13 protein-coding genes and 1 pseudogene are annotated in these 14,414 nt (G+C 70.2%); 8 read left to right on the top strand and 6 right to left on the bottom strand.

The genetic code is table 11. The features are described 5' to 3' along the window. Positions 1 to 42 precede the first annotated feature (42 nt). Positions 43 to 1,227 (top strand): tetratricopeptide repeat-containing glycosyltransferase, encoded by a 1,185-nt coding sequence (locus ACWCP8_RS01900; RefSeq protein WP_352267631.1) that lies wholly within the window; start codon positions 43 to 45, stop codon positions 1,225 to 1,227. Between the two features lie 62 nt (positions 1,228 to 1,289). Here ACWCP8_RS01900 and ACWCP8_RS01895 read toward each other — a convergent pair whose 3' ends face one another. From ACWCP8_RS01895 to ACWCP8_RS01880, 4 genes are all read right to left on the bottom strand, one after another. Further along, complete coding sequence (locus ACWCP8_RS01895) at positions 1,290 to 1,736, bottom strand: SCO4983 family protein (protein ID WP_451113918.1); 447 nt, start codon at positions 1,734 to 1,736, stop codon at positions 1,290 to 1,292. Positions 1,737 to 1,825: 89 nt separating this feature from the next. Beyond that, the gene (locus ACWCP8_RS01890; RefSeq protein ID WP_030969252.1) at positions 1,826 to 3,037 is read right to left on the bottom strand and encodes a pyridoxal phosphate-dependent aminotransferase; all 1,212 of its coding nucleotides are present in this window, start codon (positions 3,035 to 3,037) and stop codon (positions 1,826 to 1,828) included. A 364-nt stretch (positions 3,038 to 3,401) separates the two neighbouring features. Then, positions 3,402 to 4,235: an arylamine N-acetyltransferase family protein gene (locus ACWCP8_RS01885; protein WP_451113917.1), complete on the bottom strand. Its 834-nt coding sequence runs from the start codon at positions 4,233 to 4,235 to the stop codon at positions 3,402 to 3,404. A 104-nt stretch (positions 4,236 to 4,339) separates the two neighbouring features. Beyond that, a complete protein-coding gene (locus tag ACWCP8_RS01880; protein ID WP_352267634.1) occupies positions 4,340 to 4,729 on the bottom strand; it encodes an iron chaperone in 390 nt (129 codons plus the stop codon). Positions 4,730 to 4,855: 126 nt separating this feature from the next. Between ACWCP8_RS01880 and ACWCP8_RS01875 the strand changes: the two genes are divergently transcribed. The 4 genes and pseudogenes from ACWCP8_RS01875 to ACWCP8_RS01860 all read left to right on the top strand — a co-directional run. Continuing rightward, on the top strand, positions 4,856 to 5,725 hold the full coding sequence (locus ACWCP8_RS01875; RefSeq protein ID WP_451113916.1) for a S1 family peptidase: 870 nt from the start codon (positions 4,856 to 4,858) through the stop codon (positions 5,723 to 5,725). An 81-nt stretch (positions 5,726 to 5,806) separates the two neighbouring features. Beyond that, a complete protein-coding gene (locus ACWCP8_RS01870; protein ID WP_451113915.1) occupies positions 5,807 to 6,286 on the top strand; it encodes a hypothetical protein in 480 nt (159 codons plus the stop codon). Next, positions 6,283 to 8,361: a bifunctional polysaccharide deacetylase/glycosyltransferase family 2 protein gene (locus ACWCP8_RS01865; protein ID WP_451113914.1), complete on the top strand. Its 2,079-nt coding sequence runs from the start codon at positions 6,283 to 6,285 to the stop codon at positions 8,359 to 8,361. Before ACWCP8_RS01870 ends, ACWCP8_RS01865 begins: the two co-directional genes overlap by 4 nt. Before the next feature lie 69 nt (positions 8,362 to 8,430). Further along, positions 8,431 to 8,748 (top strand): annotated as a pseudogene (locus tag ACWCP8_RS01860) (SIP domain-containing protein); the annotation flags it as partial. A gap of 33 nt (positions 8,749 to 8,781) precedes the next feature. On the opposite strand, the gene ACWCP8_RS01855 reads toward ACWCP8_RS01860, so the two are convergent. After that, positions 8,782 to 10,428 carry an N-acyl-D-amino-acid deacylase family protein gene (locus ACWCP8_RS01855; protein WP_451113913.1) on the bottom strand — a complete coding sequence of 549 codons (1,647 nt, stop codon included), beginning with the start codon at positions 10,426 to 10,428 and terminating at the stop codon, positions 8,782 to 8,784. A gap of 203 nt (positions 10,429 to 10,631) precedes the next feature. Further along, positions 10,632 to 11,969, bottom strand: a complete 1,338-nt coding sequence (locus ACWCP8_RS01850) for an alanine racemase (RefSeq protein ID WP_451113912.1) — start codon at positions 11,967 to 11,969, stop codon at positions 10,632 to 10,634. Between the two features lie 105 nt (positions 11,970 to 12,074). Between ACWCP8_RS01850 and ACWCP8_RS01845 the strand changes: the two genes are divergently transcribed. The 3 genes from ACWCP8_RS01845 to ACWCP8_RS01835 are packed head-to-tail and all read left to right on the top strand — an operon-like array spanning position 12,075 to position 14,341. Continuing rightward, the gene (locus ACWCP8_RS01845) at positions 12,075 to 13,163 is read left to right on the top strand and encodes a sugar kinase (RefSeq protein ID WP_352267641.1); all 1,089 of its coding nucleotides are present in this window, start codon (positions 12,075 to 12,077) and stop codon (positions 13,161 to 13,163) included. Further along, positions 13,160 to 13,924, top strand: a complete 765-nt coding sequence (locus ACWCP8_RS01840; protein ID WP_326605479.1) for an IclR family transcriptional regulator — start codon at positions 13,160 to 13,162, stop codon at positions 13,922 to 13,924. Before ACWCP8_RS01845 ends, ACWCP8_RS01840 begins: the two co-directional genes overlap by 4 nt. A gap of 6 nt (positions 13,925 to 13,930) precedes the next feature. Beyond that, the gene (locus ACWCP8_RS01835) at positions 13,931 to 14,341 is read left to right on the top strand and encodes a RidA family protein (RefSeq protein WP_352267642.1); all 411 of its coding nucleotides are present in this window, start codon (positions 13,931 to 13,933) and stop codon (positions 14,339 to 14,341) included. Positions 14,342 to 14,414 lie beyond the last annotated feature (73 nt).

Below are 14,414 nucleotides of genomic sequence, written 5' to 3'. Positions count from 1 at the left end.
ACGGCGCAGCGAGCCGTTCCCGCGCCAACTCGACGCGGCTGCGTGACCGGTGTCGGGCAGCCAAGTGCCTTTACATTCCGGCTATTTACCTCACAGAGTTGGGTGAAACCTGTGAAATCGACAGTCTGCCTGAACATGATCGTCAAGAACGAGGCCCATGTCATCCGACGCTGCCTCGAATCCGTGCGCCCCTTGATCGACACCTGGGTCATCCTGGACACGGGCTCGACCGACGGCACCCAGGACGTCATCCGTGACGTCTTCAGTGATCTGCCCGGCGCCCTGCACGAGAGTCCTTGGAAGGGATACGACGGGAGCCGCAGCGAGGCGATCGACCTGGCGCGCGGCGAAGCGGACTATCTGCTGTTCATCGACGCCGACGACCTGATGGAGGTGGAGCCCGGCTTTCGGATGCCACAGCTGACTCATGACGCCTACAGAGTCGCACTTCACGCCGGGTCCCTGATCCACTGGCGCTCCGCCCTGGTCTCGACCCGGCTGCCCTGGCGCTACGTCGGTGTCCTGCACGAGTACATCGAGTGCGGAACGTCGTACAGTCGCGGGACATTCAAAGGCGCCAACATCCTTTCGGTGGGGGGCGGTGCACGCCTGAAGGGGGAAGGTCAGCGGAATAAGTACCTGCGCGATGCCGAGACCCTTCAGCAAGGCCTGATCAAGGAACCCGACAACTCCCGCTACGTCTTCTACCTCGCCCAGAGCTGGCGCGATGCCGGAGAGCCGGAGAAGTCACTCGCCGCCTACGACCGCCGGGCAGGCATGGGAGGCTTCGCCGAGGAGGTCTTCTGTGCCCATCTCTACGCCGCACGGCTTGCGGCACAACTCGACCGGCCGCCGGCCGAGGTGATCGACCGCTACCTGCGCGCGCACGAAAGCCGTCCCTCGCGTGCCGAAGCCCTCGGTGAACTCGCACGCTATTGCCGCATGAACGGCCCGCGCTGGCCCCTTGCGTACATGTTCGCGCGGCAAGCAGCGCAGATTCCGTACCCGAACGACACCCTGTTCGTCGAGTTCGAATGGTACAACTGGCGCTCGCTCGACGAACTCGCCGTAGCTGCCTACTGGACCGCGAACTATGCGGAGTCGAAGCGCTGCAGCCAACGCCTCCTCAAGGGCGGCAAGGTGCCCACCGATCACCGCGACCGCGTGACCGGCAACCTCGAATTCGCCCGGCAGAAGCTGGGCTCGAGGGCACTCGTGAACGCCTGACCGGGACCGGCAGGCGAATGGCACCCGGTCCGCGCGCCTCACCGGCCCGCGGACCGGGGCCGTCAGAGGGCGCCGACCAGCCGCACGGGGGCGGGGGCGGGCGCGGTGGTGCCGGACGTGGCGGCGGGCGGCGGGGTGGTCGTGGCGGCCATCGCCGCCGTGTGCGCGTCCATCCGCTCGGCGGCGAGGATCGCGGCCGCGGTGTCGGCGCGGGATGCGGCCACCACCAGCGCGCGGCCCGCGAGGGCGTGCGCGCGGCGGTGGAGCGTGTGCGGTGCGGCGTCGGTCAAGCCGGCGTGCCGGGCGGGCGGTGCGCCGCGCAACCGGGCGACCTGCTCGGCGACGCGGTCGCCCGCCTCGCCGAGGCCGAGCTCGTCGGTCACCGCGAGGAGCGCGGCCAGGTGTCCGGCCAGCTGGATGTCCAGCTCCTCCTCGCGGGAGCGGTGCGGGAAGTCGTCGGCGTGGTCGGCCGGTGTGTGGACCGATTTGGTGCGGATCGGTTCGTACATGGATGGCCTCCTGGTGTTGCTTGGAACCATCCTAGCTTGGAATCAGTCTAAAGTTGTCTGCGATCCGATACTGTGGGCCGCCGCCCTGGTCAGGGCTGGCTGTATCCGTCCAGGAAGTTCCCGATCCGCTGGACGGCATCCGTCAGATCCTCGGTCGAGGGCAGCGTCACGATGCGGAAGTGATCGGGCTCCGGCCAGTTGAACCCCGTACCCTGCACGACCATGATCTTCTCGGCCCGCAGCAGGTCGAGGACCATCTGCCGGTCGTCCTTGATCTTGTGGACCTTGGGGTCGAGCCGCGGGAAGAGATACAGCGCGCCCTTCGGCTTCACACAGGTCACCCCGGGGATCTGCGTCAGCAGGTCGTACGCGACATCCCGCTGCTCCAGGATCCGGCCGCCCGGCAGCACCAGGTCGTTGATCGACTGCCGCCCGCCGAGCGCTGTGGCCACCGCGTGCTGCGACGGCATATTGGCGCAGAGCCGCATATTGGCGAGGATGGTCAGCCCCTCGATGTACGAGGAGGCGTGCGCCTTCGGACCGCAGACCGCCAGCCACCCCGACCGGTATCCGGCGACCCGGTAGTTCTTGGAGAGCCCGTTGAAGGTCAGCACCATCAGATCGGGCGCGATTGCTGCGGTCGGGGTGTGGGTCGCTCCGTCGTACAGGATCCGGTCGTAGATCTCGTCGGAGCAGACGACCAGGTTGTGGCGCCGGGCGATCTCCGTCAGCCCGCGCAGCATCTCGTCGTCGTAGACCGCACCCGTCGGGTTGTTCGGGTTGATGATCACGATCGCCTTGGTGCGGTCGGTGATCTTCCGCTCGATGTCGGCGAGGTCCGGCATCCAGTCGGCCTGCTCGTCGCACCGGTAGTGCACCGCCGTACCGCCGGCCAGCGACACCGAGGCGGTCCACAGCGGATAGTCCGGAGCGGGTACGAGGACCTCGTCGCCGTCGTCGAGCAGCGCCTGCATCGACATCTGGATCAGCTCGGAGACGCCGTTGCCCAGGTAGATGTCCTCGACGCCGAGGTCGATCCCCTTGGTCTGGTAGTGCTGCATCACCGCCCGGCGCGCCGACAGCAGGCCCTTCGCGTCGCCGTAGCCGTGCGCCCCGGCGAGGTTGCGCAGGATGTCTTCGAGAATCTCGGGCGGGCACTCGAACCCGAACGCGGCAGGGTTGCCGGTGTTCAGCTTGAGGATGCGGTGACCGGCTGTTTCCAGCCGCATGGCCTCCTCGAGCACGGGGCCCCGGATTTCGTAACAGACATTGGCGAGCTTCGTGGACTGGATGACCTGCATGTCAGCGAGCTTACGGCCGTGTTTCACGGGCGGCGCGGGGATTCCCCGCAGGTTGACCCACCCGGGTAGCGCCGCCCGCCCGCCGCGTCTTCCATCGCCATGTACGCCCCGCCCCGGACAGTGGGATCCCCGGGCGCGGGCGGGGGCGGAGCTTGGAATAGGGGTGTGACGGGCCGGACCGGTGAGATGCGCCACGTGAGGGAGGCGTGGGCCGTGACCAAGGCCCCCGGCGATGGGTCGGCCATCGTATGGAAGAGGGATGCGTGGCGCGGATGGCCTCGCCTCGAAGCGGTCGGCACGGCCCGCCGGGAAGGCGGGCGGCGAGCCGAGGGCCGCGGCTCATCAGGCCCGCCGCCTGGCGCGTTCACTCCGGCAGGCGGGTGCCCTCCGGGAGACGGATGCCGAAGTCGGCCGAGAGGACCCGCAGCACCTCGTCGCCGCCCGTCAGTTCCCGCTCCTTGCGCGTGCCGTCCGGCGCGGTCTCCACGAGCCTGCGGCCCATCAGCGCGAGATGGGCTTCCGGGGTGGTGCGCTGGACGTACAGCAGGTGCTGGAACGGGGAGCGCGGGTTGGTCGCGATGTGCCAGTTGATGACCTCGTAGTCCGGCGCCTCGAACGGCTCCAGCGTGAACGCGTACTGGTCCTCCCACTCCCCGCCCGGGGCGTGCGTCTGCAGTTTCCACAGCTCCAGTGGGCCGTCGTGCGGTGCGTGGACGAGCCGGTGACGACGCGGGGCGTCGTAGAGCTCGGCGTCCTTCACCAGCGGGATCGGCTCCAGCAGCGAACTGTTCGCACCGAAGCCGACGTCCGCGAGATACGGCGTCGGCTCACCCGGTACCTCGACCCGCATGAGCATGTGGGTGCGGGGCCGTACGTCCCCGGGCGCGGCACCCATCAGCACGCGGGCGCAGAGCAGCGTGATCTTGAAGCCCAGCGCGGTCAGTGCGGCGGCGAGCAGGGTGTTCTGCTCGTAGCAGTACCCGCCGCGTTTGCTGCGTACGAGCTTCGCCTGCAGATCCGCGAGCGCGAGCGAGGGCGCGCTGCCGAGCACAGGCTCCAGATTCTCGAACGGGATGCCCAGTGCATGGGCGCGGTGCACGGAGCGCAACACCTCCACGGTGGGGCGCCGCTCGCCGGTCCAGCCGATGCGGGCGAGGTACGCGTCGAGGTCGAGCGCGGACTCGTGGTCGGTCGTCATGAATCGACCGTACGCAATCGGGGCGGTGGGATGCCTCCGGCCATGAGGTGATCCGGCCGGCGCGAGGGGCTTCTACGGACGCCCGCCAGGGCCCGGGGACCTCCTCAGCAGACCGTGCCCGGTCCGGCCGCCGTGGCTCGCAACAGGTCGAGCACCAGGTCGAAGTCGATGTTCTCCGGCCTGCGGAAGCGCAGGCACGCCTTGCCCATGTCGTATCCGGCCGGCCGCTCCGCGAAGGCCTCGCGGACGTCGGAGCGCAGCAAATAGACGGAGATGCAGCTCTTCTGGCCGGCGAAGGCGACCTCGCCGACGCCGTTCCGCTCGTAGGCGGGCATCCCGTACGCCATCACCTCGACGAATCCTTCGAGTTCCTGACGGCACATCTGCCGCAGTCTGCGCAGGGCCTCCTGGCGCTCCTGCGGGATCTCGGCCGGGTATCCGTCGACGTCTTCGGCCTTGCGATGCACCGCATCCGACGCCGCACGCTGATCCACCAGGGATTAGGGGACAGCCCTCAGGCCGAAAACAGGCTCTTGCTCCGCACGGGCGCGCCCCTAACAATGCGCATGACAAAACCGAAGGAACCCTTCGGTCACAGAGGTCACAGAGGGGACCCCCACATGAAAAAGCCTCTCGTCGGCGCACTCTTCGCCGTTCTGCTCCTCGGAGCCGGAACGGCCCCCGCTGTCGCGGCCACGAGTCACGACGCGGCCGCGCCCACGGCCAAGGTCGCCGTACCGCGGGCCGTCAAGGCCAAGGCCGTCAACTTCGCCGGGACCGTCGCGCTCAGCAACTGTTCCGGCTCCGTAGTCCGGACCGCCGCTTCGCTGCCGTCCGACCCGGCCCTCGTGCTCTCCAACGGGCACTGCATGGAGACCGGCTTCCCGGGCCCGGGTGAGGTCGTCTTCAACCGGTCGTCCACCCGCAGCTTCACCCTGCTGAACTCCGCGGGCAGCGGCGTCGGCACCCTGCGCGCCAGCAAGATCGCGTACGGGACGATGACCGACACCGACATCTCGCTGTACCAACTCACCCGCACCTACGCCCAGATCGAGAGCAGCTACGGCATCAAGGCGCTGGAGCTCAATGCCGCGCACCCGGTCCAGGGCACCGCGATCACGGTCGTCTCCGGCTACTGGAGGCGCACGTACAGCTGCAATGTCGACGGCTTCGTCTACCGCCTCAAGGAGGGCGAGTGGACCTGGAAGGACTCGGTCCGCTACACCTCCGCCTGCCGGACCATCGGCGGCACCTCCGGCTCCCCTGTGATCGACAACGCGACCGGCAAGGTCGTCGCCGTCAACAACACCGGTAACGAGGACGGGCAGCAGTGCACGGACAACAACCCGTGCGAGGTCGATGAGAACGGCAATGTGACGGTCCGCCGGGGCATCAACTACGCCCAGGAGACCTACGGCATCGTGCCGTGCATCGGCACCGGTAGCCAGATCGATTTGAGCCGGGCAGGGTGCGCACTGCCCAAGCCCTAGCGGCGGGCCGTCCCGCGAGGTATGTCCCGGTATCGGAGCGCGCTTTTCCGTGGAGGGGCGCGCTCCGTACAATCCGCCGTCATGAGCCATCGGAGTGACAAGAACAGCGCAGTCTTTGTCGACGCCTCGGGGCGGCGCGGCCGCTTCATGAAGTACGCGGCTGCGTTGCTCGGTGTCGTCTGCGTGCTCTTCCTCGGGACCGTTGTGGTCGGGCTCTCCGGCTCAGGACCGGTGGGTGGCTCCCTGCCCTGGGGCGGGAACGGGGGCGACAAGCCGCCGGTGCGGGCAGAGCACTCGCCCTCGCCGGTGGACGCTCCCCGCCCCAAGCCGCCCGTCTCCACGGCAGGAGCCACCAAGGGCACCGGCGCCGCGTCCGCGAGCCCCGGACCCACCACCCGCCCGGCCGGCACGGCCACCGGCTCGGCGCCCGCCTCCGCGTCGCCTGCCTCCGCGCCGACCACGGGCGCGACGTCCGCCCCCGCGCCCGGTAACGCCGACGGCAAACCGGGCCGTGGCACTCCGGCGGCGCCCGCCGCCACCGGCAAGGGGAAGAACCATTGACCAGGCATGCTCAACGTCGTGAGCCCCGCGCCCACTGGGTGCTGTTGATACTGACGCTGGCGGCTGCGGCCACGGCGTTGGTGTTCAGCGGATACGGCCGTCATGAGATAGCCCCGACCTCCCCGTCCGCCGCCTGCGCCGCCGCCGGGTCGGCTCCCTTCCATGGCGGCCCTGTTGTCCGCCTGGACCCGAAGACGGGGGGTGTCCGCACATTGGAGGTGCTGCCCGGTACCGTCGCCCTCACCTACGACGGCGGCCCGGACCCGGCCTGGACCCCGCGCCTGCTGGACCTGCTCCGCGAGCACCACGCCAAGGCCACGTTCTTCCTCACCGGCACCGAGGCCGCCGCTCATCCAGATCTCGTACGGCGGATCAAGGACGAGGGCCACGAGATCGGCTCGCACACCTACACCGACGCCGACCTCGGCTCCGTCTCCGGTATCCGTGCGGGCCTGGAGCTCTCCTTCACCCAGAACACCCTCGCCGGTACCGCGGGCGTCGGCACCCCACTGCTGCGCCTGCCTCACACGAGCACCACCGAGAGCCTCTGCGGCGAGCAGTGGGAGGCCGGGCGGCGCGCCATCCTCGACGGTTATGTGCTGGTCGCCGCCGATGGCTCGCGGAGCCCGGAGCGGGGCGCCGTACGGCAGTTCACCGGCTCGGCCGAGGCCGTGGCGGAGACCGGGAAGCTGTTCCGGGCGGCGGCCGACGACGACCTGACGTACACCACCGTCAGCAAGGGGCTCGGTCAGCCCTCGGCGATGTACGAAGTGAGCACGCTCTCCGAGTGGAGGGGCACCGCCGTCGTCCTGGCGCAGCAGGGCTCCCGGGCCTTTGCCGACGGGATGACCTGGCTGCTGGCCGTCGCAGGAGCGCTCACCTTGCTGCGGCTCGTCCTGCTGCTCACCGTGGCCCGCGTCCATGTGAAGCGGGTGCGCACGAAGCGGAGCCGGCGCCGTGGCGCGACGCGTCTGCCTCCGCTCACCGATCCGGTCTCGGCGATCGTTCCCGCGTACAACGAGGAGGCGGGCATCGAAGCGACCGTACGCTCGCTGCTCGCGTCCACTCATGAGTACGTGCAGGTCATCGTGGTGGACGACGGTTCCAGTGACCGTACGTACGAAATCGCCGAATCCATCCCCGATCCCCGGGTGATGGTCGTCCGCCAGCCCAACGGGGGCAAGGCGAGCGCCCTCAACACCGGACTGGCCTGGGCCCACTTCGACATCGTCGTGATGATCGACGGTGACACCGTCTTCGAACCGGAGGCCATCCGCAATCTGATCCAGCCGCTCGCCGACCCGCGCGTCGGCGCGGTCAGTGGCAATACGAAGGTAGGCAACCGCCGGGGGATCCTGGGGCGTTGGCAGCATCTCGAGTACGTCATCGGGTTCAACCTCGACCGCCGGATGTTCGACGTCATGGAGTGCATGCCGACGGTTCCCGGTGCGATCGGGGCGTTCCGGCGTGAGGCGCTGATGGGCGTCGGCGGTGTCAGCGAGGACACCCTGGCCGAGGACACGGACCTCACGATGGCGCTCTGCCGGGCCGGATGGCGGGTGGTCTACGAGGAGTCGGCCATCGCCTGGACCGAGGCGCCGTCCTCTGTCCGGCAGCTGTGGAAGCAGCGCTACCGCTGGTGCTACGGGACACTCCAGGCGATGTGGAAGCACCGTAGGGCTGTGGTCGAACGGGGTCCAGCGGGCAAGCTGGGCCGGCGGGGACTGACCTATCTCGCGCTCTTCCAGACCGTTCTTCCGTTGCTCGCGCCGCTGGTCGATGTCTTCGCGCTGTACGGTCTGCTCTTCCAGGACGCCGGGCGGGCGGGCCTGGTGTGGCTCGGCTTCACCGCTGTCCAGGTCTTCGGCGCGGTGTACGCACTCCGGCTGGACCGGGAGAAGTTCGAGCCGCTGTGGAGTCTGCCGCTCCAGATCTTCGTCTACCGGCAGTTGATGTACCTGGTGGTGGTCCAGTCGGTGGTGACCGCGCTGCTGGGGAACCGGCTTGGATGGCAGCGCATCCACCGCACCGGCTCGGCTACGGACACGTGGGAGCAGCAGCCCGTCAGCCGCTGAGCGGACTGTCGCCGCCCCGGGCGACCGCCGCCTCGATCCCGTCCAGCAGACCGACGGTGAACGTCTCCCGATGCGCAGGAGGAGCAACGGCTCACGTCCGCCGCCGATGTGACCGTGCACTGGGTGTACGGTCCGGGGCGGACTCTGGTCGACGCGGTCCGGGCGGCGGAGCTGCCCGGTGAGGCGGCGGCGGGGGCCGCGTGGCTGGCAGGGGAGGCGGGGGCGGTACGGGCGCTGCGCCGCCACCTGGTCGAGGAGCGCGGGCTGGCCCGGCCTGCGGTGGAGTTCAGTGGTTACTGGCGGCGCGCGCTGACCCAGGACGACGCCCCGACCGAGGAGGACCTGGCCTGGGCGAAGGAGCGGGCGGAAAGGTTCGGATCATCGTGAGCCGCATGCCGACGGCGGCATCGGCGGAGAGGGCTACGGCGTCGACCGGACCGCCCGCCCCGCCAGTACGGAAGTCCGCCTGCCGTCCTCGATGACGAAGCGGCCGTCGATCAGGACGTGCGGGATGCCCACCGGCAACGTGCGTGGCTCCTCGAACGTCGAGCCCGCAGCCACCGTCTCCGGGTCGAAGAGGACGAGGTCGGCGCGGTAGCCCTCGCGGACGTACCCCCGGTCGGGCAGGCGCAGCCGGGCTGCCGGGCGCGAGGTGAGGTGGGCGACGCACTCCTCCAGCGAGAGGATGCCCAACTCCCTTGCATACCGGCCGAGATACTGCGGGAACGTGCCGTACGCCCGCGGGTGCGGCTTGTCGCCCTGGAGGATGCCGTCGCTGCCGCCCGTGTGGACGCGGTGCCGCATGATCTGCCGGACGTTCTCCTCGTGGCCCACGTGCTGGAGGATCGTCGTGCCGAGCCGGTCGTCGACGAGCAGACGGCGGGCGGTGACCCAGGGCTCCTCGCCGTGCATCCGCGCGGACTCGGCGACCGTACGGCCGACATGTCCGGCGAGCTCCGGCACGCTGACGCCGGAGATCTCGATCGTGTCCCACTCGATCGGCACCCCGTGACAGCCGTCCGAACCGAGCACTTCCATGTGGTGCCGGATCCGCTCCGCCGTCCCGTCATCCGCGAGGCGCGTGAGGACCGACTCGGGTCCGCCCTCGCTCGCCCAGCTCGGCAGCATCGCGACGAGCGTCGTGGAGCCGGGGGTGTACGGGTAGGTGTCGAGGGAGATGTCGGCGCCCGAGGCGATGGCCCGGTCCAGGAGGGCGATCAGCTCGGGGGCCCTGCCCTTGTTCACGCCGAAGTTCATGGTGGCGTGGGCGAGATGGAGAGGGCAGCCGGCGTATGGGGCCTCCCCTGCTCCCTTTGGAGCTCGGGGGAGGGTGAGCTGCACCATTTCCTCGTACGCGGCGAGTGCGCCCGCGCCGTACGAGCGGTGGTGCGGGCAGTAGTAGCCGCCGTGCTCCGCCACGACCCGGCACAGTTCGGCGAGTTCGGCGTTCTTCGCGTACATGCCCGGGGTGTAGGTGAGGCCGGACGACATGCCGACCGCGCCCTCCGTCATGCCCTGGGCCACGAGCTCCTTCATCCGGGTCAGCTCGGCCTCGGTGGCAGGGCGGTCGTCCCAGCCGACCGCGTACATCCGGACCGTGCCCTGCGGGATCAGGTACGCGGCGTTGACCGCGATGCCCTGGCCGCCGAAGTTGCGGTCGAGGCGGTCCAGGTATTCGCCGACCGTGCGCCAGTCGAAGTCGATGTCCGAGCCGTCGCCGTTCCAGCCGGTGATCACCTTCCGCACCTCGGTGAGGGTGCGGTCGTCGACCGGGGCGTACGACAGGCCGTCCTGGCCGAGGACTTCGAGGGTGACGCCCTGGGCGGCCTTCGCGCTGTGATCCGGATCGCGGAGAAGGGCCAGGTCGCTGTGGGCGTGCATGTCGATGAAACCGGGGGAGAGGGCGAGGCCGGTGGCGTCGAGGGTGCGGGTGGCGGTGGGGCGGGGCCCCGGGGTGCCCTCGGGGTGGATCTCGGCGATCCGGCCTTCGACGATTCCGACATCGGCCCGGTAGGAGGGCGCGCCGGTGCCGTCGATGACGCCGGCGTCGCGGATGACGAGGTCCATGGTTGTGCAGCCTTTCGGTGACGGTGTCGCTTCACCCCATCCCGCCCCGGACCCTGCACCTCGAACGCCGGCGAGGCCGGTCATAGGCCCTTGCTCGTCTGCCTGTGCAGGCGGGCCTTTCAAGCCCCTCCGGCGATGGAGGAGCGGGGGTCCGGGGCAGTGCCCCCGGTTTCGGGAAGGGGCGGGGAGTCGGCCCGCAGGGATCAGAAGAACGTGCGGATGTAGTCCGTGACCGTGCCGTCCGCCTCGACCAGCGGAATCAGCTGCCACTTGTCGAACGATGTGCACGGATGCGAAAGCCCCATCCCCACCCAGTCGCCGACCTCGAGCTCCGCCCCCGCCTCGGTCCGCATCCACGTGTGCTGGTCCGACAGCCCCGTGACCGTGATCCCCGTCGCCGCCCGCACCGAGCCGTCGCGCCCGGACCGGATCACCTGCGCCTCCGGGAGGTCGAGGTCGTACGCCGCGTCCCGCTTCCCCGCGTTGAGGAACGCCTGCTCGGCGGAGGGACGCGACACGACCTGCGCCCACAGCCGGAAGGCCGGCTGCAGCGTCCCCTCCTCGGACACCCGGTTGAACGGCGTGATCCGCCGGTAGTGACCGTCGTCGTGCGAGACGTACGCACCGGAGCGCAGCAACTTCACGACGGGTACGGAGAGTTCGGGAATCTCCGCGAAGACCTCGGCCACCGCGTCGAACCACGCGCTGCCGCCCGCGCTGACCAGAACCGTGTCCGCACCGGCGAACCGGCCCGCCTTGTCGAAGTCCGCCGCCAGCGCGACGAGCCGGCGCAGCCACTCCCGTACGCGCTCCGGCGACGCGTCCGGCACCTCGCCCTCGTAGCCGGCGACGCCCACCAGTCGCAGGGTCCCCGTCGAAGCCACCGCGTCGGCGACCGCCGCGCAGTCGGCCTCGGTACGCGCGCCGGTGCGGGCGCCCTCGCCCGCTCCCAGTTCCACCACGACATCCACCCGACGGGAGGCGCCCGCGGCGCGCAGGGCCTCGTCCATCAGCTCGACACCACGCACCGAGTCCACGTAACAGACGAAGCGGAACTCCGCGTCGGCCGCCAGCTCGCGGGCCAGCCAGCGCAGCGCCACCGGGTCGACGAGCTCGTTGGCGAGGAAGATCCGCTGGATGCCGTACGCCCGGTAGACCCGCGCCTGATGCGGAACGGCCGCGGTGATGCCCCACGCGCCGCGCTTCAGCTGGTCCGCGAAGAGCTGCGGGGACATGGAGGTCTTGCCGTGCGGGGCGAACGCGAGGCCGTGGCGTTCCGCGTACGTCTCCAGGAGGGCGAGGTTGTGCTCGACCGACTCGGCGGACAGGGCGAGGACCGGGGTGGTGAAGCCGCCGGTGAAGAGGTTGCGGCGTTCGGCGGCCAGGGCGCCGACGGTCAGGCCCTCCGCGTCGGGCGGGAGTGCCTTGAAGCGGTGGTCGACCCGTTCGTCGGCAAGTCCGGCGAGTTCGGCGAGTCCAGCCTGGGTGACCGGGTGGTCGGCGGCCAAGGGAGCCTCCTCAAGAAGTAATCGTTGCAACATATGCAACGGTCATTGCGCATATCGCTTAACGCTGTCTAACATCCGAGCCGACGCCGGGTCAATGGTGAGAACCGGCGCTGAACGCTGATCATCGAGGAGCCCAGAGTGCCCGGACCCGCAGCGGGGGCGGCCCACGCCGCCACCACGAGCGATGTCGTCTGCCTCGGCGAGTCCATGGTGACGTTCCTGCCCTCCCGGCCCGGACGCCTCGCCGACGTGCCGTCCTTCGGCCGTGCGATCGGGGGCGCCGAGTCCAATGTTGCCTGCGCGCTCGCGGCGTCGGGGCACCGGGCGAAGTGGGTCAGCCGCGTCGGTGCGGACGGGTTCGGCGACCATCTGGTCGAGGCGATCTCCCGGTACGGCGTCGACACATCGGCGGTCACGCGCGACCCGGCCCGCCCCACCGGCATCTACTTCCGTACGGCGACCGACCGGGCGACCGACACGCACGAGGTCGCGTACTACCGGGCCGGGTCCGCGGCATCGGCGATGTCCCCGGCGAACGTCCCGGCCGAGGACGCGCTCTGCGGCCGCATCCTGCACCTGTCCGGGATCACGGCGGCGCTGTCCGAGGACTGCCTGTCCCTGCTCCACTCCCTGACCGCGCCCCGCCCCGGACGCCCGCTGATCTCCTTCGACGTGAACCACCGGACGGGGCTGTGGCGCGACGGCGACGCGGCACCGGCCGTGCTCCTCGACCTGGCCCGCCGCTCCGACCTCGTCTTCGTCGGTGAGGACGAGGCGGAGGAGGCGTGGGGGCTGCGCGGCGCGGAGGCGATCCGTGCGGCGCTGCCGGAGCCGGGCGTGCTGGTGGTGAAGCGGGGAGCCGAGGGGGCGACGGTCTTTTCGGGGCCCCGCCCCGGGCCGGGCTCCTCCGACGCCGGAGGGGCCGAGAGTGTCACCACCGTCCCCGCCCTCCGGGTCGACGTCGTCGCCCCCGTCGGCGCCGGCGACGCCTTTGCCGCCGGGTTCCTCTCCGCCACCCTCCGCGAACTGCCCGTACGGGACCGCGTCCGGCACGGTCACCTGATGGCCGCCGCCGTCCTCACCGTTCCCGGTGACCTCACCGACCCTCCGGCACGTGCCCACGCCGACCGGCTGGTGGCTCTCGACGACACCGCCTGGGGGACACTTCGTCTCGGCCCCGGCTGGACAGCGGCCGAGCGGGCATCCGAGGAGGTACCCACCCCATGAGTCAGACCGTCGACCGCGCGCTGAGCATCCTTCCGCTCCTCGCCCAGGGCCCCGCCGATCTCGGCCAGGTCGCCGACCGTCTCGGCGTCCACAAGTCCACCGCGCTGCGCCTGCTCCGTACGCTCCACGAGCACGGGCTCGTCTACCGCCAGCAGGACCAGCGCTACCGGCTCGGCGCCCGCCTGTTCGCCCTGGCGCAGGAGGCCGTCGAGAACCTCGACGTACGCGAGATCGCCCACCCCCACCTCGTCGAGCTCAACGAACAGTGCGGGCACACCGTCCATCTCGCGGTGTACGAGGAACACGAGGTCCTCTACATCGACAAGGTCGAGAGCCGCTACCCGGTCAGGATGTACTCCCGGATCGGCAAGCCCGTCGCGATCACCGTCGCCGCCGTCGCCAAGCTACTGCTCGCCGATCTGACCGAGCCGGAACGGCGGGCGATCGCCGAGAAGCTCGACTACCCCATGTACACGTCCCGTTCGATCCCGAACGCCGGCGCCTTCCTGAAGGAGCTCGCCGCCGTCCGCGAACAGGGCTGGGCCACCGATCTCGGCGGCCACGAGGAGTCCATCAACTGCATCGGCGCCCCCATCCGCGGCGCGGACGGCCGGGTCGTCGCCGCCATGTCGGTGTCCGCGCCGAACGTCGTCGTCACGGCCGAGGAACTCCTCACCCTGCTCCCGCTGGTGCGCCGCACCGCCGACGCCATCACCCGGGAGTACTCCGGCACGCCCACCCCCCAACCCAAGAAGGCCTGAACCGTCATGACCGAGAAGACCGCCCTCACCCCCAGCACCCACACCGCCCCGCCCGCCAAGTTCTCGCACGGCGTGAAGAAGGGGAACATCCTCCAGGTCGCCGGCCAGGTCGGCTTCCTGCCCGCCGTCGAGGGCCGGGCGCCGACCCCGGCGGGTCCGACGCTGCGTGAGCAGACCCTCCAGACGTTCGCCAACGTCAAGGCGATCCTGGAGGAGGGCGGCGCGAGCTGGGACGACGTGATGATGATGCGCGTCTACCTCACGGACGTGGACCACTTCGCGGAGATGAACGAGATCTACAACGCGTACTTCGGCGAGCAGAACCTCAAGGAGGCACCCGCCGCCCGTACGACGGTCTACGTCGGCCTCCCCAAGGGCCTGCTGATCGAGATCGACGCGCTCGCCGTCCTGAGCTGAACGAGCCGACCGATCCACGGCTGATCCGCTTGCCGCACCGCGTCACCACGCCACACGGCACGGCGCCCCGCAC

It is taken from the genome of Streptomyces sp. NPDC002206, assembly GCF_053593595.1.
The sequence above is the reverse complement of the archived record's forward strand: the minus strand, read 5'-3'. Positions and strand labels throughout refer to the sequence as shown.

Coding starts and splice junctions, on each gene's coding strand:
- ACWCP8_RS01870 (WP_451113915.1), top strand. CDS start 5,807: ATGAGCCATCGGAGTGACAAGAACAGCGCAGTCTTTGTCGACGCCTCG.
- ACWCP8_RS01885 (WP_451113917.1), bottom strand. CDS start 4,235: ATGACGACCGACCACGAGTCCGCGCTCGACCTCGACGCGTACCTCGCC.
- ACWCP8_RS01850 (WP_451113912.1), bottom strand. CDS start 11,969: ATGTTGCAACGATTACTTCTTGAGGAGGCTCCCTTGGCCGCCGACCAC.
- ACWCP8_RS01875 (WP_451113916.1), top strand. CDS start 4,856: ATGAAAAAGCCTCTCGTCGGCGCACTCTTCGCCGTTCTGCTCCTCGGA.
- ACWCP8_RS01890 (WP_030969252.1), bottom strand. CDS start 3,037: ATGCAGGTCATCCAGTCCACGAAGCTCGCCAATGTCTGTTACGAAATC.
- ACWCP8_RS01855 (WP_451113913.1), bottom strand. CDS start 10,428: ATGGACCTCGTCATCCGCGACGCCGGCGTCATCGACGGCACCGGCGCG.
- ACWCP8_RS01840 (WP_326605479.1), top strand. CDS start 13,160: ATGAGTCAGACCGTCGACCGCGCGCTGAGCATCCTTCCGCTCCTCGCC.
- ACWCP8_RS01835 (WP_352267642.1), top strand. CDS start 13,931: ATGACCGAGAAGACCGCCCTCACCCCCAGCACCCACACCGCCCCGCCC.
- ACWCP8_RS01895 (WP_451113918.1), bottom strand. CDS start 1,736: ATGTACGAACCGATCCGCACCAAATCGGTCCACACACCGGCCGACCAC.